At 32.1% G+C, this 21,188-nt stretch carries 15 protein-coding genes and 1 pseudogene; 3 read left to right on the top strand and 13 right to left on the bottom strand.

All coding sequences use genetic code 11. The annotated features are described in order from the left end of the window. From FLA105534_RS22970 to FLA105534_RS22960, 3 genes are all read right to left on the bottom strand, one after another. Positions 1-1,440: condensation domain-containing protein (locus FLA105534_RS22970; RefSeq protein ID WP_173968407.1), on the bottom strand; the 1,440-nt coding region annotated here is incomplete at its 3' end. Between the two features lie 17 nt (positions 1,441-1,457). Beyond that, positions 1,458-2,909 (bottom strand): aspartate aminotransferase family protein, encoded by a 1,452-nt coding sequence (locus FLA105534_RS22965; RefSeq protein ID WP_173968406.1) that lies wholly within the window; start codon positions 2,907-2,909, stop codon positions 1,458-1,460. A gap of 132 nt (positions 2,910-3,041) precedes the next feature. After that, positions 3,042-4,730 (bottom strand): cyclic peptide export ABC transporter, encoded by a 1,689-nt coding sequence (locus tag FLA105534_RS22960; protein WP_173968405.1) that lies wholly within the window; start codon positions 4,728-4,730, stop codon positions 3,042-3,044. 595 nt (positions 4,731-5,325) lie between these two features. Here FLA105534_RS22960 and FLA105534_RS24070 point away from each other — a divergent pair. The 3 genes and pseudogenes from FLA105534_RS24070 to FLA105534_RS22950 all read left to right on the top strand — a co-directional run bounded on the left by FLA105534_RS24070 (position 5,326) and on the right by FLA105534_RS22950 (position 7,272). Continuing rightward, positions 5,326-6,027 carry a 4'-phosphopantetheinyl transferase family protein gene (locus FLA105534_RS24070; RefSeq protein ID WP_373321447.1) on the top strand — a complete coding sequence of 234 codons (702 nt, stop codon included), beginning with the start codon at positions 5,326-5,328 and terminating at the stop codon, positions 6,025-6,027. Beyond that, positions 6,028-6,350, top strand: a pseudogene (locus FLA105534_RS23890) (IS982 family transposase); the annotation flags it as partial. Between the two features lie 178 nt (positions 6,351-6,528). Further along, on the top strand, positions 6,529-7,272 hold the full coding sequence (locus FLA105534_RS22950) for a thioesterase II family protein (protein WP_173968403.1): 744 nt from the start codon (positions 6,529-6,531) through the stop codon (positions 7,270-7,272). Between the two features lie 313 nt (positions 7,273-7,585). Here FLA105534_RS22950 and FLA105534_RS22945 read toward each other — a convergent pair whose 3' ends face one another. The 10 genes from FLA105534_RS22945 to FLA105534_RS22900 form a co-directional block, all read right to left on the bottom strand. Further along, the gene (locus tag FLA105534_RS22945) at positions 7,586-7,876 is read right to left on the bottom strand and encodes a hypothetical protein (RefSeq protein WP_173968402.1); all 291 of its coding nucleotides are present in this window, start codon (positions 7,874-7,876) and stop codon (positions 7,586-7,588) included. Between the two features lie 35 nt (positions 7,877-7,911). After that, the gene (locus FLA105534_RS22940; protein ID WP_173968401.1) at positions 7,912-9,267 is read right to left on the bottom strand and encodes a S41 family peptidase; all 1,356 of its coding nucleotides are present in this window, start codon (positions 9,265-9,267) and stop codon (positions 7,912-7,914) included. Between the two features lie 56 nt (positions 9,268-9,323). Beyond that, the gene (locus tag FLA105534_RS22935; protein ID WP_173968400.1) at positions 9,324-10,112 is read right to left on the bottom strand and encodes a hypothetical protein; all 789 of its coding nucleotides are present in this window, start codon (positions 10,110-10,112) and stop codon (positions 9,324-9,326) included. Between the two features lie 58 nt (positions 10,113-10,170). Further along, on the bottom strand, positions 10,171-11,034 hold the full coding sequence (locus tag FLA105534_RS22930; RefSeq protein WP_173968399.1) for a T9SS-dependent choice-of-anchor J family protein: 864 nt from the start codon (positions 11,032-11,034) through the stop codon (positions 10,171-10,173). 64 nt (positions 11,035-11,098) lie between these two features. Then, positions 11,099-12,406: a hypothetical protein gene (locus FLA105534_RS22925; protein WP_173968398.1), complete on the bottom strand. Its 1,308-nt coding sequence runs from the start codon at positions 12,404-12,406 to the stop codon at positions 11,099-11,101. A gap of 1,112 nt (positions 12,407-13,518) precedes the next feature. After that, positions 13,519-16,752, bottom strand: coding sequence for a TonB-dependent receptor domain-containing protein (locus tag FLA105534_RS22920; RefSeq protein ID WP_173968397.1), 3,234 nt, complete (start codon positions 16,750-16,752; stop codon positions 13,519-13,521). A 148-nt stretch (positions 16,753-16,900) separates the two neighbouring features. After that, entirely contained in the window at positions 16,901-17,749 is an 849-nt protein-coding gene (locus FLA105534_RS22915; RefSeq protein WP_173968396.1) for a FecR family protein, read from the bottom strand. 182 nt (positions 17,750-17,931) lie between these two features. Further along, complete coding sequence (locus FLA105534_RS22910; RefSeq protein ID WP_173968395.1) at positions 17,932-18,510, bottom strand: RNA polymerase sigma factor; 579 nt, start codon at positions 18,508-18,510, stop codon at positions 17,932-17,934. A gap of 516 nt (positions 18,511-19,026) precedes the next feature. Continuing rightward, positions 19,027-20,058, bottom strand: a complete 1,032-nt coding sequence (locus FLA105534_RS22905) for a helix-turn-helix domain-containing protein (RefSeq protein ID WP_173968394.1) — start codon at positions 20,056-20,058, stop codon at positions 19,027-19,029. Between the two features lie 421 nt (positions 20,059-20,479). Further along, a partial coding sequence (locus FLA105534_RS22900) for a 4'-phosphopantetheinyl transferase family protein (RefSeq protein WP_173968393.1) occupies positions 20,480-21,188 on the bottom strand: 709 nt, incomplete at its 5' end.

Below are 21,188 nucleotides of genomic sequence, written 5' to 3'. Positions count from 1 at the left end.
TTCATAAACAACAGCTATAGCATCAGGGGTCTTCTTCACTTGCTCTTCAAACAAATCAACTACAGTCTTATCTTTTGGATAAGCAACTGCCGTATCATTGAATAGATGCAATAGTTGTTTTTCTTCCTCAATTGGAATAATCGAAATATCTTCAATTGGCTTGTTTAATCCAAATTCAAATTGCCTTATAATATAAAGCAATCTTTTTATTAACATCTCTACTTCATTTTTTTCAAAATACCCTCTCTGATAATCAACATTTAATTCCAAAGGAGAATCTTCTCCATAATCTGACCATCTAATAGACAACGGATATTCTACTAAAGTACTTGCCAAATGTTTTATCTCAATGTGAAGATTTGGAGATAAGGATTTTGGAAAAGGAAGAGGTTCATAATTTACAACAATATCAAATAGTTGCCATCTACTTTCTGACAATAATTTAAGAGATCTGTTTAAATATGAAATAGGATACAATCGATGTTTATAATCATTGCGTTGTGTTTGTTGTATTTCAGAAATTACATCCGACAGAATCTGCTCTCCAACATATTTACCTTTATAAGGAAGTATTCCCGCAAACATTCCTAATGTCTTTCGTTCATTTCTCCCGCTTCTATTATGAACAGGAATTCCTAAACTAAAAGTTTCCTTATCTGTTGTTTTTCCTAAATATAATAGTAATGCCGCAATTGTAAATTGAGAAATATTTGCCTTTGTGTCTAGGGATAAACGATTAAATAATTCTCGATCTTCCTTCGAAATAAGAATTGAGATCCTATTACCGCCTAATTCTTTTTTTTGCCTTTTATCGTTTAGTAAAGAATTAGGGATTGAACTATATTTTTCATTCCAATAAATTACATCTTTGTGATATTGCTCAGATAGAAGATAATCAAAACTTTTTTTTGTAGCGTCCAAATAAGATGGATACACAACTTCAGATTTTTCACCTCCCCTTATTAAATTTTCATATTCACCTATTACATAATTTACTTTTACAGCAAAACCAAATCCATCAGTTATTAAGTGATGAAAACAAACAAACCACCAAAACTCATCTTCTGCTATTTTTATTAGTGTATAAATATATAATTTTTCCTGATTTAAATCAAAAGGAATATTGAACTGAGCTTGCATCCATTCTTTAGCTGCTACTCTTGGCTCAATTTCTGACGAAAAATCCAATTCATCAATCGTAACTTTTTCTTGAAAATCCTTTAAACAAAATGACGGTTCATTTTCTGTAAAATCAAACCTAATATTAAAAACATCAAAAACCTTAGATAGCCCTTCTATTACATGCTTAAACTGCGAGGTATTGAAAGATCCCTTAAAGATCGTATAACCTCCAATATTGTATAATGGATTTTTTGGATCCATCAACTGCCCATAATAAACTTCCTGCTGGGCTATATGTAGTTTTGATTTTATATTCATTTTAATATTTATTGGAATTAAACCAGGGTTTGTTTTAGATATTCATTATTACAAACAACAAAAGCATCCTTCATTATTATTATTGCCGCATCAACTATATCATGAGTAGTAATTAATGGAGGAACTAGTCTAAGTACATTATTATAATGGCCACCTACTTCGAACAATAACCCTCTTTTAAAACATTCATTTCTGAATTTTACAAGATATTCTGAAAAAGGTTCTTTAGTGGCTTTATCTTTTACAAACTCGACACCTATCATCATACCTCTTCCACGAACTTCTCCTATAAATGAATTATCCAATGCCAAACTATTTAATTGCTTTTTTAGATAAGCCCCAATTACTTTCGAATATTCTTCTATTTCATATTTTTCAATAAAATCAAATGCTCCTCTAGCAGCAGCTATACTTACCTGATTACCTCTAAATGTACCTATGTGCTCTGCTGTCTCCCATGCTTCAATTTCTCTTTTATATATTAACCCTGAAATTGGAAATCCAATTCCTCCAAAACCTTTAGAAAATGTTATAATATCAGGAATTGCTTTTGTATTCATGAATTCCAGAAAACTTCCTGTTCTGTAAAAACCACTTTGAATTTCATCAAAAATGACAATAACACCATACTTATTGGCTATTTTAACTATACGCTCTAAAAATCCGGGCCTAGGGACAATATTCCCTCCTTCTCCTTGTATTGGTTCTAATATAATTGCCGCCGGAAGAGTTACCCCTGAATGTCCGTTTTCTAATATCCATTCAAAATGTGTTGCACAATCATAATCACAATTATTACTATTTTTACTAAAAGGGCATCTGTAGCAATAACTATAAGGGACAAAATGTACATTCGGAATCAGAGAGCTTATTTTTTTTCGAAAAAAAGTATCAGATGTAACTGCCAATGCCCCTGAAGTCATTCCATGATATCCTCCAGAAAAAGCAATAATACCATCACGTCCTGTTTTAATTTTTGCCAGCTTTATTGCAGCTTCCACTGCATCTGAACCAGTCGGTCCTCCAAAACTAACTTTATAATCTTCCCTTATTTCTGCTGGCAGACTATTTAATATTTTTTGAATTAAGAAAATTTTATTTTCGGTAGGAAAATCCAATGCATGAATCAACTCTTCTTGTTGTTCCTTAACATATTCTAATACAAAATCATTGCTATGTCCTACATTTAGAACTCCACAACCTCCAAAAAAATCAATAAATTGATTTCCATCAACATCTTCTATAATACTACCTTTTGCACGTTTTAAAGCAATAGGCATTTTCTTTGGATATGATACAACACTACCTTCAATATTCTTCTGTAATTCTAATAAAACTTTTGATTTATCTCCAGGCAACGAAGATGAAACAATTTTTGCACCTTGTGACAAATGATACTTTTTAAGCGATTCCATATATTGAATAGTTTTTTTAGTTACTAATTTAAAAGCATTAAAAATTGAATTCATTAACTTTAAGGGCTATTGAACTAATTTTAAATTGTAAATAATTAAGGGTTAATCTTTAAGTTTTAAAAAACATAAATCTTATATTAAATAGAATATAAAAAATACATTCTCAAGTAATGTTTAAAGGAAATATTACTTTAAGTTTTCTGATACCAGAACTGACGGATTGAAACTAGTTTCTGTATCTAACATCTTTCCATAATTAAATTTTATCAATCGATCGCAAAATTTATAATAGGCGTCATCATGAGTTATTGCAATTACCGTTTTTCCTTTACTTTTTAATTCAGGAATTATACTTTCGTAAAAATATTTTCTAAAATCGGGATCTTGCTCTGCAGCCCACTCATCAAAAATAAAAATATCTTTGTCTTCCAATATAGAATATATCAAGGCTAATCTTTTCTTTTGCCCGCTGGATAAACTTTGAAATATTTTGTTATTAGCTACGTCCTGTCGAATGATTCCATTAAGTTTCATTCTTTCTAAAAGTTTGCTTAAATCATCATTTGAAGGAAGTAAATTAAAATCATCATAATTCTCTGAAAACAGATAGTCATCAGAAAAAATACAAGATATCATGTCTCTATAATCCGATCTGTTTTCCTTGTCAATAATTACATCATTATAAATTATCTCCCCCGATTTAGGGAGGTAAAGTCCCGATAATAGATTAATAAAAGTACTTTTCCCACTGCCGTTACCTCCAGAAATAAAAATAACTTCTCCTCTCGTAATCTTTAAATTGATTGGTTTTAACTCAAAACTAATTGACTCTTTATCATCAACATGGTAATAACTCATATTATTAATGTAAAGATCTTTAAACTCTGGTAAAGAATTAGCAGATATAGATATCTGTAAAGAATCAGAATCTTTCAAATTACCTGCAACAATCTCATTGAACTGATTAACTCTTTCAAATGCAATTTTATAAGCTATAACATTTTTCATGAGATTTATAAAAATCGTTATTGGCCCCATTAAAAATAATAAAGCAACCATAAAACCCGAAATAACAATTTGATCAAGTTTAAAAATTAAAGGCAATACAAAAAGTATCGCGCCAATTATAATGTAAAAAGAGTATTGCCCTATTAAATCATTGCCAAATGCTGACAGCTCTGCCTTAATACTTAATTTTATGGCACTCTCACGGTTTTTGACAATGTGATTAAAAAAAATAGAATCACTTCTTTTAGTACTCATCTTGATCTTATTGAAGCCATGTAAAAAATCATTGTAATTTTCCATAAAGCTATCATCAAGATCTCTTTCTTTATTCATACTTTTTTGAATAGCTTCATTTCGATATACATAAATAAAGGCTAATACTATTATTAGAATTATAATCATTACTGCTCCTTTTGGATAAAGCCAAAACATATAACCTATGCCAGCGATGATCATTATCAACGCATTAAAAAAAACAATAAAAACTTCTGGTAATGATTCCAATCTTCCTATATCTGACATTGCTGTTCTAACTCTTGCCTCTCCAATACGTAAATAAGCCTCATAATTTGATAATCGAAGTTTATTAATAATCTGAAGTGTCATTTCTTTACCAAAATTCAACGTTACCTTTATCATATATCTTTTAAAATAATAGGTAAGTACAAAAGAGGTTATAACTAAAACTAAGTAAATAAGCCAGTCATAATCACTAAAAAAAGGTAATGGTGTACCTGCTATTTTATTACTAACTAACATCAGTAAGCTACTGCTCCATAAACCATTAATTACAGCAAACAATCCTAGCAATGGTAATGCTACATTCAATTTTAATTTTAATACTTTAAGAAAAGTTATTTTTTCCAACTTTAGAAATTTAAATAAATTAGATTTAGGGCTTATTATTTTAAGGTATCATAAAACAAGGTAGGATTCGGAAATTATACCGATTTAAACATTGATTCATAATATTATCTCAAAGATGCAACGAATGTATACTTTTAAACAATCTTTTCCTTACGGGAAACCGTAAAAAAGTAATACTTTTAATTATTTAACATTGTTTTTTACTTCATTTAACCTTGATAAATATTGACTTTTTCTAAACACTAGCTCCTTCTTTTACTATAAAAGCATCCCCACCAACGATTTAGACAAACAAAACTATATTAGCTGGGATTTAATCATCTACCGGCTTAACTAACAAATCAACGTGACCAACTATTGCATTTTGTTTGCAAACATTATAAAATGCTTAAAAATAGTCTTGTAATTGTATCACAAATTATCGATTTTTACATATAAAAAATATCTAAAACAATTTGGCTCCAATAAAAATAAAATGTTTTTTTTTTACAAAAATCTTTAGGATTTAATACTTTATTTGTAGACATTCGCAAACTATTTTTTAACAAAAAACATCATGGCTATTTGATTTGCCTAATGTTTAAAAAGCTTTTTTTTGATACAAGTCTTTTATAGTCAATTTGATTTACCACTATCATCGAATAGTTGGTCTAGTCTATTCCAATATCTACCATTAGACATTAAAAAAAAATGCATGAATTACCGCAGATGGCAAGATCAGCATGCATTCTTACTGGGAAGACTCCTTCTTATGGAATCACTAGATAAAATTGGTCTAAAAAGAAATATGGTGTCTAACATTAAATACAATGAATACGGGAAACCTTTTTTAAATGATGAGATAGATTTTACTATCTCTCATTCTGATAAATTTGTTGTTTGTGCTATTGCTCAAAAAATGAAGCTTGGCATTGATATTGAGTCAATTAAAAATATTGATTTTACTGATTATAAAAATATTATGTCAGATAAACAATGGCAAAAAATTGTAAGTTCTTCAAATCCAAAGATAGCATTCTATAGATTTTGGACCATGAGAGAAAGTGTAATGAAGGCGGAAGGAAAAGGCTTATCTATTCCTTTTTTAGATATCGAGATAATCAATAATCAAGTAATTTACGATAAAAATACATGGTATTTAACAGAATTAACTCTTCATAAAAATATATGTGCGTATCTTGCTACTACTGCAAAAAATCCAGCATTTAGTTTTTTCGAAGCTGATTTTACCTCTGGACTTAAGGAAATTAAAGTAGCGCAAAAGGAGGTTAATATAATAAAAAATTATATTACATAAGCAAAAGTTCATGAGATACATTTTTTGAAAAACATTAAACATCAAATGTCTGCCTACATTTTGCTTGGCGACAAAGGCTAATTGTCATAATCAATTCAATTATAATTATTTCAGAGCATTCGGATATCCTTAGAAATTCCAAAAAGGATTAATAAAAAACTATAAACTATACGTTTATCTTTTTAGAAAATCACGAAAAAGAATTGAAACACTATTTTCTCATTTGTTCAATCAAATTCTAATCAGAAGAAATTATCCAAACTTTTCAAAGTTTTAGCACCTGAATTTTGGCCAAAATTACAGCATCAACATTGATTCAATAAGTCAATAAATTTATATTTGACAGATCTAAGCAATATTAAGAATCAAAACCATTTAAGTACACCTAACGGGTTAATTCTTATAAATTATACAATCAAATTTATCTTTTTTACTATATTTTGAAAAAGTAAAATGATAAAATCTGAAGTTTCATTTTAATAAATTTCGAACCTAAAAGTTATGAATGACAATAGAAATAAAATTATCGCACTTCCTTTTGCTGGAGGTAACAGATACAGTTTTAATAGTATAGAGAAATACGTTCCAAAGAATTTAAATTGGGTTACATTAGAATCTCCAGGCCGTGGAAACCGATTCAGGGAAGATCTTTTAGTTACAGTTAATGAATTAGTTGACGACTTATTGAATCAAATCATTCCTCTTATCGAAAATAGTAATTATGTAATATATGGCCATAGTATGGGGACATTGCTAGGATATGAGCTTACAAAGAAAATTATTGAGAAAAAACTAAAACAACCTACATCTCTTTTTTTTACAGGAAGGGGAGCCCCAGGTTTTAGTCGATTTGACACTAAAAAATCATTATTACCTGAAACTGTTTTCTGGAAAGAAGTTGAAAAAATAGGTGGTTTGCCACAAGAAATACTTCAATGCAAGGAACTTTTGGAACTATATTATCCGATAATGAAATCTGATTTTAAAGCTATTGAAGATTATGAATTTTTAGCCATGGAAAAGCCATTTTCAATTCCTATCCATGTTTGTATGGGCAAAGATGAAATTGGAAGAGGTGAAGAAAAAACATCATTAAATGATATGAAAGCATGGCAGAATGAAACGTCACTTCCTTGCACGTTTGAATTGTTAGAGGGAGATCATTTTTTTATTTTTAAACATGCTGAAGCAATTGCAAAAAAAATATCTCGAACTGTTGTTACTATTGGATCTACTTATGCTTAATTAAATTTATTATCTTTAAATAGTTTTATTGTTCATTTTACTTAGTTAAGATAATGATAACCTAATATATTTCTTAAAAGAATCTGTCTCTTAACTTTCTAATACCTATCAAAATGATAAGATCAGCCATGCAAAATGAAAGGGATAATTGCTTTAAGATCAAAGCCAGTAGAAATTTCAGAAGAAGCTTTAAAAATCAAATGCCTATAGACATTAGAGTTTAAAGGCTTTTTTTCTCAGATTTCACTAAGGAAATATTTTTTTGATATCCTTGGCTACTTATGTTACCCTTTCTGCCCCAATACAATATGATTTAACTTGAGAAATTCTTATTTTTTTCTGCGATGGGAATCAATTTCCGTACGCTTCTGTTTAGAAGGCTTCTTGTCGATTTTTTCTTGATCTCATAAGCTTTGGTACATTTTTCAAGTTCAGTATACAATAACCGAAATTTATCATATAGAGCATCCAGTTCTTCCATAGCTTTTCGCGTTCTGGCATCTTCGGCCTCTTCAATTTTATTTTTATAAACAGTAGAAAGATGTTCGAATTTATGAAAAGCGGTCAGCAAGATCCGATGCTCTTTAGAATTTATTCCTTGCATAATAAAATTACTATTTTACTAAAATTAAAAAAATATTAAGGGTTAAAACGTAATAATGGATCCGAATCAGTATAGACTTTAGACAGCCTCAGTAATTGTAATTCTGCTGCTTTCATTTTACCGGTATTTCCCGAGATGCTTCTCAATGCTGCACTTAACAGAATTTCTGAACGATTCCCTAAAGGAAAAACTTCTAATTCCTGAAGCTCATCTGTATAAATATTGGGATCTATTCCTTTAGAATAACCTCCTTCATGTCTGGAATTAAACAGCTTATAAATAGACGGATATAGTACCCAGCCTTTACTTCCGGGAATTCGATCATCTTCTATTGGAAATCCTGCCACATCTTTCCCAAAAGTTTTCCCGCCCAAAGCAATTACATTCATGTAAGATTTAAGATTATTGATTATAAGCTCTGATGCAGATGCAGTGCGGTTTCCACACAATATGTATATTCTGTTTATTGACGGATGGGCACCGCGCAAAGCATCAAAACTTATTTTTGCTTCATTACTTTTTAAGGCTTGCTCAAATGATTGATCGACATTTCCCCCGTTAGCATTTCCTTCAAACTTAATAAAAAGGTCAGTTGCTTTAATATTTGGTGCCAGGATAATGCTCAACGCGGTTGCAGATGCAATATCTCCTCCTCCATTGTATCTTAAATCCAAGACAAGTTCAGTAATCGATTTGTTTTTTAATTCCTGAAAGATTTGTAAAAATTGCTGCGCCTGACCGACATCAAAATGTGGAATTTCGACATAGCCTATTTTAGCATTTTTATCTGAAATAATTTGATATGGAATTGGCTGGGAAAAACTAAATCCCTGCAATACTGCAATTTCTTTTGGATTGGAAAAACCGGATTTCGAAGAAAATGAAATTGTCTCCAGATTTAACTTTGCCGCACCTACCATATTTTTATACAATTGCTCGTAGTTTCCTGCGTTCAAAACTGTTCCATCGATTTTAGTGATCAGCTGACCTCTTTGCAAACCACTATTTTTGGCGGGAGAACCTGCCAATGTATATACTATTACACCATAATATTTTCCTCCAAATTCGACAAAAGACACATCAAAACCAAAGCTCCGTCTAAGACTTTGTGGTGCAGTGTCGGGCAATGCAGGATGAATCGCATATGAATAGACATCCTCTTTTTGCAATAGATTTTTAAAATATTCCTTAGGATTTAAGGATAAATTACCCTGAGCCGGCATTGATGTATTCCAACGATAATACTTTTTCATTTGATCGTACATCCATTCATTTACATATTCGTTAGAATCTTTATTGTAAATTATTGGTGCATTATCACTTTCACAGGAAAGGATTAAAAAAGAAAGTAAAAGAAAAATAAAAATTCGACTGTAATATGAGTATTTCATTTTTTAATTTTTAAGTCCAAAAAAATATTGACTCTTCCATCCGGCCCGTTCGCTCCTTAAAAAGTAAAGTAATCGGCTAAATTGATGACGCCTGCCACACCAGAGAACTTACCATTTACATCTTGTTCTTCTTCAAGAATAATTAGTTTTGATTTATTATTTGTCATGGTCATCGCCACAATAACTTTTTGGCCTGTAATATAAGATTCCTTTGTGCCGTGTTTTACAAGTTCCATTTTTATGGCTGCCGGCGTACTGAATGGAAATTCGATAAAATCACTTGGAGCATCTTTGCTGATATTTTTTACAATCCCTAAAACCTGACCATTGCTTTTTGTAATAATACCATCCAAGGCGCCTTTATAGGTACTGCCTGAATATTTATTGAGTGATGGAAATATAAACTTAAAACCCGCATAACCGGTTTGGCTTAATGTTCCAGGTTTTAAAAAGGAAACATCATCTATCCATAAATTTTCTTTAGCGTAGAAATATAGAGAACTAACAGGTGTCCGGTTTGTAAAAAGGTAAGTTCCCAAGATCTGACTCGTTTTTTTATTGGTGATTACCAACGTTTTTACCTCATCATTAAAAAAAACAAAATCATGCTCTTTTTCTATTTTTTTTACGAAAGCTGTATTGTTTTTTTCGTTTCCTATTTCAATCAATTTGCCATTTACGGTCATTTGAATGGAATCGCTTAAAGCGTTATAACCGTGTATAACGATTTTACCAATTTCTCTTTTTCTCTGATCGTAATAAGGCGTTAGCTCATCATTAGCGCAGGCACCCAAAAGTGCGAGTACAACAGAAAGGAAAAATGCTTTTGCAATCTTATTTTTCATATGCTAATTTTTAGTAAGGCAGCAATTTTAATACAGGAATAAAACCTACTGCCCTTTTTTACTTTTTAATAAATTTTATTGTTTGCGAATTTGTATCGTTGGTTACTAACAGAAAATAGAATCCTTGAGGTAAATCGGATACTGAAATGTTTTGGTTATTGTAATTTACTTCCTTAACCAGATTGCCTGCTGCATTATAAATTTTCAATGCGGTTTTATTGTCTTTAAATTGATCTGCCAGTTGCAATTCTAAATTTTCTTTCACAGGGTTTTCTGCAAGAAATGAACGGTTTTTATCCAATGTATGATCCCCTATTCCTAAATTTCCTCCTGCTACAATTGAAACTTTATCTATTTCAAAGCCTATGAAGTTCAGATTTTCATCTGCTACATTGGATACCGCTAAGTATACCACCGATTCGCCGGCATATTGAGAAATATCGACACTGTAGTCCTTAAATTCTGCTTCAAGTTCTGTTTGTCTTTGTAATTTTAGGGTGCTCAAAAGTGTAAATGTATCAGGGTCTTTTGAAGTAGATCCGTATACCAACAGATCCTGATTAGTATCATAAATACTAGTTTGTGCATTTAGAACAAGCTGTAATTTTTTGCCGGAATGTTGTGATAAATTTATTGCTGGTGTAATAGCCCAGTTCTCCACTAAACGAACTACTGTGCTTAAATCATCCAGATTCATTAGGTAGTTTCCTAAAATACTGTGTTCTCCATCTACTATCGCGCTTCCGCTTTCATCAAGGTTTATATTTTTTCTGGCAATCCAGTTTATTCCATCTTCATCTCTGTCCAATAATGTCCAGCCAGCTAAATCTGCATCATCAAAATTATCTTCCCAAACCGTAACCTGTGCTGATGAAACTGCAGAAATAAAAGCGAGTACAAATAAAAGTATAGTTTTTTTCATTTTTTTATGTATTAAAAACATGGGCAGAAATATTCTGCCCATGTAAAATTTTAATTAACCGATATTAAAAATTTGTAAACTTAGTCCATGTATTAGTCCAGGCAGCTTCTGTTTTAAATGCTCCCGTAGCTCCTCCAAGGTTTAACGCACCATCATTAAAGAATGGTTGTGTTAAGGCCCATTTTGTAGCCGGATTCACCGTAGAAGTTGCAGTACCGATTCCTGTAAAAGTTGTTCCTACAGGCAATGCTACATTGTCAAAACCGTGAATAGAAACTTTAGAGTAAGTTGAACCACCTGGCAATGAAGGAGACTCAAAATTAACTCCTCTGTTGTATCCAGTAACGGTAACATCAGTAAGGCTTATGTTACCTGCTCTGCGCACGTGAATAGCATTTTCGTATAAATCAGCTACTACAGTTGAGCTTACACCAATAATTGATAATTGGTTGATTATCGGACGTGTGATCAATGCTGTAACTGTTCCTGTAGCATTGTTATCTAACTCAATACCATTAGAATCCGGATTTCCTCCGCTTAAACTATGTGTAGAATTACTGTCAGCAATTGCAATAGCTTTTGTAATTGTTCCTGTATAACCAAGATCAAAGTCAAAATTATCATCGTCTGGTGCAAAAGAAACTAAATGTCCTGCATTTACAGTTCCTCCAAAAAATTCAAATGAATCGTCTCTTCCGTAAGATACCTGAATGTGATCGATCACAGTACCAGAACCTACACCTCCTAAAGTTAATCCGTTGATTTCAACTCCAGTTGCAGCATCTAAAATACGTCCTGCAAATTCGATACGAACATAATTTAAGATTCCACCGTTATGAGCATTGTTTGAGCCTCCATAATAAAAATCAGAAACCGTTGGCTGATCTCCTAATCCTTCGATTATGTTAGTAACTGAACCGTTATTTACCTGAGCATCACCCAAAATAACTACTCCTGCAAAATCTCCCGGAGTAGCTCCTGTAGCTGCGTTACCATCTAATAAATTGTAACTTGTAAAAATAATTGGCGCTGTTTCAGTTCCCTGAGCATCGATCTTACCTGTTTTAGTAATTACAAGAACTCCTGAAGCAACTCCAGCTGCTAATGGTTTAGCTTTAATAAATGTCCCTGGCTGTATGGTTAATGTAGCCCCTGATTTTACACGTACTACTCCTTCAATTTCCCAAACTTTATCACTAGTCCAAGTGGTATTTGTTGTAATATCACCACTTACAGTTTGTACTGTTGCCGGATATCCTGTGTAATCAGCACCAGAAGCTTTCATTGAAAAAGAAGAATCAGCAGATGAATCATCATTTTGGCAAGAGCCCAGAGCCAGAGCTATCATTGCACATAGAAAAATTTTTTTCATAATAATTTTATTAATGCTATATTTGCTGCTATTACAAATTAGGCCTTTGGAGAGAGCAGCAAAATATCTCTCCTTAGGTCTTTCTCTTTTTTTAGTAAAGATTTTTTTCAATAAACGATCCCGCTTTACCATCGGGGTTTATACCTATAATTCCGTCTTTTTACTCATAGGTTTTTTTAACGCAGTAAAAGGTTTACTTTCCATTCTTTTAAAATCTTATCTTATAATGAAGAACTTTGTATTTTTAAAAGAACATCTTAAAGTTCATTTTTACATTTTTGTTTAATGCACTAAACAAAAAAGAAATCTGATACTTACAACTACATACATTAGCTTTTGAAAAACCAAAATATCATGTCTTTTTTTATTGTTAACGGTTTCTTAATACATCCCGCTATATCAGTTAAATTTGAAGTAAAAGAACCGCTAAAAACCTACCGTCTGAACACGAATTGCACTAATTTGCACAAATTTTAATAGGCTAACCTTCGTTGTCAAATTAATTCCACAAACAAAGTGGAGGCAATTCATGGTACTTTTTATACTTGTATCCGCAGTATAACTACTTATAGTCCATTTTTATAGCTGTAATTGATGTTTCGATAATTGGAACGCCAAAATTTTTAACACATAGAAACATAGATTTGTATTGTTAAGAGAGGATACAAAAAGAAATATATTTCTTTCACAGAGTTTGGATATGTGTATCTAAACAAAGTGAAACACCTTTTTTGTAGATGCAGCACCTATGTTCCTATGTGTTAAAATGAATTGTACAAACAAATGAGTGACAATCCGTGTTACTTTTTATACTTGTATGTGCACGATAGCTAATTATAGCTCATTTTTATAGCTGTAATTGACGTTTCTATGATTGGAACGCCAAAATTTTTAACACATAGAAACATAGATTTATATTGTTAAGAGAGGATACAAAAAGAAATATATTTCTTTCACAAAGTTTGGATATGTGTATCTAAACAAAGTGAAACACCTTTTTGTAGATGCAGCACCTATGTTACTATGTGTTAAAATGAATTGTACAAACAAATTGGAAGCAATTCGTGTTACTTTTTATACTTGTATCTACACGGCAGCGATAAAAATCCGTTTTAGAATGAATAATTGATTGATACACTTATCGTTCTTCCGTTTTTAGCTTTAAATACTTCTCTGTCGATATCCTGATCAAATTTTGTAGTAGCACCGGCCCCCAGACTGAATCTCGCTCTTGGATTTGTTCCGTCGGGAACATTCTCAATTTTACTGTAACTGTTGGCGTTGTTATACGTTTCTATACCGGCATCAAACATGTTTTTCATGCTGCATTTTAGTTCCAGATTTCTTTCTTTAAAAAATTTGTAACTCACCTGAGCATCTGTTACAGCATAAGGCTTGCGAATTTCCTCAGCGAAATATTCAAAACCCACCAGTATATACTGATCTCCAATTGCATTATGCCTAAGACTAAACCCTAAACGTTCCCCTACATAATCTAAACCTAAATTATAGGTGTAAGGTGATTGGCCGTAAAGCGGTCTATTGGCTTCATAAAGTCCGCCTGTTCCATCTAAATTAACATAGGATGTCACTTTTGTATCGTTTACGGAAGCGTTCCCATAAACAAATAAATCTTTTAAAATCTCGCCATCGCCCAAAAAAGAAAGGCTTTTGTAAAACTCTAATTCTACCCCCCAAAGCTTGGCATTATTTGAATTGATATTATAGATATCCCTAACGCCTGACGGATTCAAATAACCAACAGCTTCAATTGGATCGTCTATATTTTTATGGTATACTCCAAAAGATAAAATCTCGCCGCCTGAAGGAAACCATTCGAATTTTAAATCATAATTATTGGCAATACTGGAAACTAATCCTCCTGTATAGTTATAAATTTTAGCAGAACGAATTGGATCGTAATACGGAATTGTCAAACGCTCGGCAAATTGAGGACGCAAAACCGATTTATTGTAACCCAATCTTACATTCGTTTTATTCGTAGGACTTATAATTAAACTTGCTGATGGGAGAAATTGCCAAACTTTATCATCTCCCTGAATTTCTGAAAATCCATCCGGCGTTTCAGACTGGCTTTCAATTTGTGTATAAATATAACTTTCGGCTCTTACTCCCCAAACCAGTCTTGCAAAGCGGCTTATTTTATCGTCGAGCATTAAAAATGGGGAATGTATTTTTACATCTCCAACATATTTGTTTCCATAAATTCCAAAATCCTGCCAGCCAAAACCACCGTAGTAATAATTGGATCCGTCTAAAAATTTTGTCAAAGGATCGTAAATTTTTGCTCTGTCGGAAGTTTGACCTACGGTAACCAATTTTGCCGATTCCTGTTGGTTGGTTGCTTTTTTATAAGTTCCAAAATAGCCTGCTTTTATATCGTTTGTAAATGAATCACTAAAGTCAAAAGAGTATTTGAAGTTAATCGCGGCATTGTAATCGATCTCGTCATTAGTAAAATTACTTCTGCTGAAAGGAAATCTTGCTCCGGCATTGTAAACATCATAATAAAGTAACTCATCGTCTCCTACTTTTTGTTTCATGATTTCTAAAAATGTCGCGTCTTTGGTATTTTTTGTTACGTTGCCGTAAGCGCCGTACCAATTGATTTCCAGTTTGTCGAATTTGTGATTTCCTTCAATTTTATTCTGAATAAAAGTGGTGTAAACCGGATAATTAGATTCGGTTACAGACCCCAAATCATTACCGCTTACAATATCCGAAGTGCTTTCACCAATGTCCCAGCCTGCAATTTGATTCAATTGATTGTTGTAAATGTGCATTACGGTATTACGGCTTGTAATTTTATGATTCCCCAATTGTATTGCGGCATTGAACATTCCGCCTAAAGTGGAATTGTAGTTGTAATTTGCTCCTGAATTATTGAACCCATATTTTGTAAAAGTGGAATACGGTGTCTTTTTCGTTTCTGCCAAAAACTCTGAATTACTTTTGTAATTCCCTCTTTCTGTATGTTCAATGTCTAATTTTTCCTGTGTATTCTTAAAAATTAAGGAACCTACAAATCCCCACTTGTTATCGTCCTTCAGTTTATACGTTCGTCCAATACCAAATTGAAGCGTTGTTCCCGGAGCACCATATGTTTTATAAGTACTAAAATTATCCTGCGTAAATTGTTTGGACTGCGCTATAAAAGGACCTGATTCAGCTGCTGTCTTTGGTATTTCTAATGCTGTCAGATTTCGGGGATAATCGCGTCTTCCATCATCAAAACCCAAATAATCATGATCCCCTTCTTTTTTGGTTAGTCTTTCTTTAAAAGTACTTTCACTATTATAAGAAGTCCCGATAGAGAAATTGGTAAAGTTTTCCTTTGGAATATCCATGGTTTTTACCTCTACATATCCTCCGGCAAAATTGGCATACATATCGGGAGTTGCAGATTTACTCACGACAATACTTTCAACGATGGCAGTCGGAATTATATCAAAAGAAAAGTTTTGCTGATAAGCATCTGTACTTGGCAGCGTGATCCCATCCATGACAGCCTGATTCCATCGTTCTGCCATTGAACGCACCACCACGTATTTATCCCCCACCGTTGTTACCCCTGTTATACGCTTTAGCGCACTTCCCACATCTTTGTCCGGAGTTCTTGCAATTTGTTCTGAGGAAATTCCGTCAGAGAATTGAGCTGCTTTTTTTTGCTGTAAAAGCATTCCCTGAACCGATGCTGTTGCCTTTTTATAGTCTTGGATGATAATTACTTCGTTAAGCGATTGCGCATCTTCTTTCAGAGAAACTACTAAAGGTGTCTCCGTCCCTTCACTTACTTTAACTCCGGTGATTCTTTGCGTTTGAAACGATATAATACTAATCTCAATCGTATATTCGCCTGGTTCCAATTCTAAAATATAGTTACCATCTATATCTGATTGTGTTCCTAAACCCATTCCGGTAACATTAATATTGGCACCGGGTAATGAAAGTCCGTTGACATCTACTACTTTACCTGTGATTTTTCCTTTCTTTTTTTTTTTAGCCGATTCTTTACTGTTTACGGCTATATTATTTTCATTTCTTCTGAAATTTAAGTTTGTCAGATTTTGCAAATCACTTAAAATTTCATCTATTGAAACATTTTCTTTTTTAAGTGTAATAAGAGGCAAACTTAAATCAAGATCCTTTTGATATACAAATTGATAAGGTGTTCGGGATTTTAAGTTATCGATAACTTTTTGAGGTGATGAATTTTTAAAATCAACCGATACTGTTCCGGTTTGTGCGTAAATTGTGTTTATTCCGAGAAAAAATCCAAAAAATAAAATCCAAAAGGCAAATTGCCTGGAAATGCAATTGTTCATAATTGATGATTGTTAGTTTATGTAATTAATTTAATTTGTGTTTTAGGCTAATGCTGCTGCAGGAATTCAGCAGGCGTCCTGTCGCTAAAAATGTAAGTTTGGAAGACTTGTTTGAGCGACAATCGTTTTTCAATAAATTTATGCTGGCTTATTTGCTAACTAAGTAAGTATTGTTGCCTGTCGACCTGATTTTAATTTCGAGAGCAAAAGCAATGGTTTGGAGCATCTCATACAAGCCTTGTCGGGTATCAAGAGTTCCTTTAATTGTCAGATTTTTTAAATCATCGGAGAGGTAATTTACCTCAAACTGGTGATCTTTCTTTAGTTTGGTCAAAACTTCTTCTAAGCTCAATCCATCGACATATATCAAAACCTTTTTCCATTCCGGTTCTAATACTTTCGTTTTTTGTTTGTGAAGTAACAAATTATCCGATCCGTAAACTGCCTGATCTCCTCGTTCCAGTAAAACCGTATTTTTCAAACTTTCAACCTGCACTTTACCGGTTCTTACATTTACTTCCGGTTTGTTATCATCGTATGCTTTTACGTTAAATGATGTTCCTAAAACAGTGGTTTTTATTGTTCCTGATGTGATAATAAATGGTCGGGAAGGATCACGTTTGACTTCAAAAAAAGCTTCCCCTTTTAAAGTTACTAACCTTTCATTTTTTGCAAATTGAATGGGATATCCAATTTCTGAATTCTCATTAAGCCATACTCTCGTTCCGTCTGACAAGCATAAAAGGCGGATATCGTCATTGAATGTTTTGGTAACGGCAACTTCAATCTTATTTTTATTGACTTGCGTGAATATCTGATAACTTGTAATAGAAAAAATAAATACAATACAGGCAACCGCTGTCCAATTATAAAAGCTTTTATATCGGTCAATTGTTGCAATACGTATGTTATCCCACATACGCGATTTAGTTTCGTTTGGAAGAATTCCTCTGTTAGGTATTGCATTCCACTCTTCTCTTAATTTTCTGGATTTCATTTTACAATTAACATTTAATGTTTAAAAATCAGGTATGAATTTTATCGATTCAACTACATTAGATTTTCAGTTTATTAAATATCACGGGACAACATTACTGTTAACCTTTTCTTAATCCAACAGAAGATTATCGTCCCTTTAATTTTGAGGTAAATTAAGATCTGAAAGGGGAAGAGACAGTATTAAGAAACCAATTCTGACTGGCTTATAAAAAATAATGCAAACCAGTAGAGCTCATGGTTTTTTACAGTATTTTTTCTAAGGAATTGTAATGTCTTTGAAATTTGATTGGCAACGGCACTTTGGGACATGTCCATTTCTACGGCAATTTCTTTATAGCTTCGGTCTTCAAATTTATGAAGGCTAAAAATTTTTCTTCTTTTTTCCGGTATTTGATTTAAGAGATGCTCTATTTCCTCGAGTTTTGAAGTAATATCATCATCTGTTTCGGATACAATATCAAGCTCTTTGATTAACTGATCATTTTCTACAGAAAAAATTCTGTTTTGTTTTTTATACCACTTAGAAATCTCCTGCTTAGAACTTTTAAACAAAATGGCTTCTAAATCTATAGCAGGATCTACTTTGTTTCTGTATTTCCAAAGATGGATAAATACATTTTGCGTAACATCTTCTGCATCGGCAAGTTGTGCAGTATATTTTTTTACAAAACAAAATACTTTATAGTGATACAGATCATAGATTTCTTTAAAGCTGGAATCATCACCGGCACGTAAACAAATTAGCAAATTAGAACTCATAACGTAATTTTAAACTGTTAAAGAAGACCCTTACAAAAGTATAATAAACCTTATATTGATATTTTTATCAGCTGGTCATTTAATAATTTATTAATATTGCGATATTGTTTTAATTTTTATAATTGATTAAAAAACTACATTGTATTAGTTTCTATTCTAACACTTTAACGCCCTTCATTTACTCTAATTATTTTTTGTGGAGGTGTAAGTATGTAGCTTTGTTTAATGTTAAGGTTAAATCAAATAAGCTTGAGATTGCGACACTTAATTCTGGGGGTGGTTTTGTGTGAAGGTATGGTGATAGGAAGGTTTAAAGGCTAATGAAGTGACAATTACTGTAGACAAAAATAAATCAGCAGATGCCCTGATTAAACCAGCCCTGATTTATTTCCGGGAAATTGAAATCGTCTTCTTATAGTAGTTTTGCTTTACTGATTTTGTTTTTTACAATGGCTGCATCATTTGTAAAATGAATAAAATATTCGTCAGCTGAAGTATGCTTCTATAAATTAGAACTCATTTAGAGCGCCATTTTTGATACTCTGTGGGGGTTAAACCTGTTTGTTTTTTAAATGCAGTAAAAAAAGTTGATTTAGAATTAAAACCGCTATCATAACCTAAACTTTCAACGGTTAAGTTTTTTTCGGTTTCTAATAACTTTTTAGCTTTTTCAATTCTGTATTCTTTAATCAAATTTGAAAAGGATTTTCCTAATACTTCATTTACATATTGTGATAATATATACTTTGGTACTTTAAGTTCTTTTGCAGCTTCTTCAAGCGTAAAATTGGAATTTAGAAACAGTTCTTTTTCGACTATAATCGTTATTTTTTGACTGATTAAGTCTAATGTTTCTTTTTCAATAGTCTTATTTTTGTATCGCTCTTTTTCCTGAAAAAAAGCTGCTTCCTGGCTATTTTTAAAAACTAAAAGTAATACAATCAGGTACAAGATAAATGTGAAGGACAAAGCTCCAACTATATAGGAAGTGTAAGCTGCAAAAGTATAGGCAAACCACACAAATGCTACCCCAAAAAAGATACTTAAGAACCACACCTCCAGTTTTTTTAAACTTTCCTTTTCTTTGATTTTTTGAATGATTGGCTGAATGTATTTAAAAGACAAAGCGATATAAACGAACCATTGAAAATAGATTGCTTTTACAATCCATCTGATCCAAATTTCCTGATGTTCGACATAAGGATAAAATATTCCTAAAACAGTCATTATAACCAAATATGGTATTATATGCCTGGCCCAATTTGGTTTATCATTTTCTGAGTATGATGTAAGGTATAAAAAAAGAAACGGACCGATCAGAGTACAAGCTGAAAGTCCGATTTGAATAAAAATATTCGATAGGTGAGGATTAAAATAAAAGAATACCGATTTAATAATTCTGATACTTAAAACCAGTAATAACAAGGATAAAAAATAATTCGTAAAAATTTTCTTTTTAGCATTTATCGCAAAATATAAGGAAAGCAAGAAACCATTAAAAGCCCCTAAGGCACTAAAGAAAAATAATAGTTCATTTGGTGATGCCATTTTTATATCTGTTTTTTTGCTTTTATTTTAACTTTACGCTTTGTAAAAGTCTTTCTTTTAATTCGGAGCTGATGCCCTTCTTTTTGCACAGTTTCTCAGATTTTAATTTTTTAATCTGCATTTGTGATGTATCAGCTGATTTTAGGTCACCAATCAAAATTACGATAGTAGTAAGCTTCATTTCCTCAGCCAAGATAAAATTTTTTCGTGAAGAAAAAACACCTACTCTGGTAAAAACGACAATTTGAAAGAGAGATGATAAAAACTAAGAAAGATTTACCTTAAACAAAAAAACCTCCCGAATCAAAAGACTTGGGAGGTTTATACTTTTAAAAGCTCGTTAAGAGTTTAATCCGATTTTAATTATTTTTTCATAGTTTCTATATTTTTTTGTTCGTTACTAAAATGTTGTTACAGGTTGTTAAAATATGACATGCGTTTCCTGTGCTCTTATCTGATCACACTTTGTGGTAATCGAACAGTACTTGTTATCAATTTTAAAACTCTTTGTGTACCAGGTATCATCTCCATAAGTTGTGTATCCTGTATTGATTTCTACTTCTGTAAGTGGAATCGACATTCCTTTCCCTATCGCTTTAATAACAGATTCTTTTCTAGTCCAGAATTCGTAAAATTTATCCAGCCCGTCACGATTGATTTCTGCAAATTCCTCAGCAGAAAAAACATTTTCAAATAAAGAATAATCTATGTCATTAATCTCTTCAATGTCTACTCCTATTTGCTGTTTGCTAAAAACACATACGACTGTATTGCTACTGTGGGAAATATTAAAATTAAAATTACTTCCTAACATGTATGGTTTCCCATAATTGTCTTTTACAATTTTCTCAAATTCAAACGATTGGTTGCCCAATATATGAGATCCCATACATACCATTAGTTTTCCAAACAAACAATTGTATCTGTCATCCCATCTTCTGTATTTAAGCACTTCCTCTCTAAATTTTTGAGGTAAAAATTGCAGGTAATACTCCAGGATACCCTGATCGAAATTACAATCACTTGAATACTGAAATAAATAGTATTCATCTTCTTTCAAATCTATTTTGGGAATAGATTCAAAATCACTAAAGGCTAAGTAATGTGTCGAATTTTGCATAATACTATTA

Origin of the sequence: Flavobacterium collinsii (assembly GCF_902804485.1) — a bacterium.
GTDB classification, from domain to species: Bacteria; Bacteroidota; Bacteroidia; order Flavobacteriales; family Flavobacteriaceae; genus Flavobacterium; species Flavobacterium collinsii.
This window is presented reverse-complemented; position numbering and strand designations above follow the sequence as displayed.

What these genes read in the sequence shown, in the direction of transcription:
- FLA105534_RS22965 (WP_173968406.1), bottom strand. Translation starts at nt 2,909, where the DNA reads ATGAATTCAATTTTTAATGCTTTTAAATTAGTAACTAAAAAAACTATT.
- FLA105534_RS22950 (WP_173968403.1), top strand. Translation starts at nt 6,529, where the DNA reads ATGAATGACAATAGAAATAAAATTATCGCACTTCCTTTTGCTGGAGGT.
- FLA105534_RS22945 (WP_173968402.1), bottom strand. Translation starts at nt 7,876, where the DNA reads ATGCAAGGAATAAATTCTAAAGAGCATCGGATCTTGCTGACCGCTTTT.
- FLA105534_RS22940 (WP_173968401.1), bottom strand. Translation starts at nt 9,267, where the DNA reads ATGAAATACTCATATTACAGTCGAATTTTTATTTTTCTTTTACTTTCT.
- FLA105534_RS22935 (WP_173968400.1), bottom strand. Translation starts at nt 10,112, where the DNA reads ATGAAAAATAAGATTGCAAAAGCATTTTTCCTTTCTGTTGTACTCGCA.
- FLA105534_RS22930 (WP_173968399.1), bottom strand. Translation starts at nt 11,034, where the DNA reads ATGAAAAAAACTATACTTTTATTTGTACTCGCTTTTATTTCTGCAGTT.
- FLA105534_RS22925 (WP_173968398.1), bottom strand. Translation starts at nt 12,406, where the DNA reads ATGAAAAAAATTTTTCTATGTGCAATGATAGCTCTGGCTCTGGGCTCT.
- FLA105534_RS22920 (WP_173968397.1), bottom strand. Translation starts at nt 16,752, where the DNA reads ATGAACAATTGCATTTCCAGGCAATTTGCCTTTTGGATTTTATTTTTT.
- FLA105534_RS22915 (WP_173968396.1), bottom strand. Translation starts at nt 17,749, where the DNA reads ATGAAATCCAGAAAATTAAGAGAAGAGTGGAATGCAATACCTAACAGA.
- FLA105534_RS22910 (WP_173968395.1), bottom strand. Translation starts at nt 18,510, where the DNA reads ATGAGTTCTAATTTGCTAATTTGTTTACGTGCCGGTGATGATTCCAGC.
- FLA105534_RS22905 (WP_173968394.1), bottom strand. Translation starts at nt 20,058, where the DNA reads ATGGCATCACCAAATGAACTATTATTTTTCTTTAGTGCCTTAGGGGCT.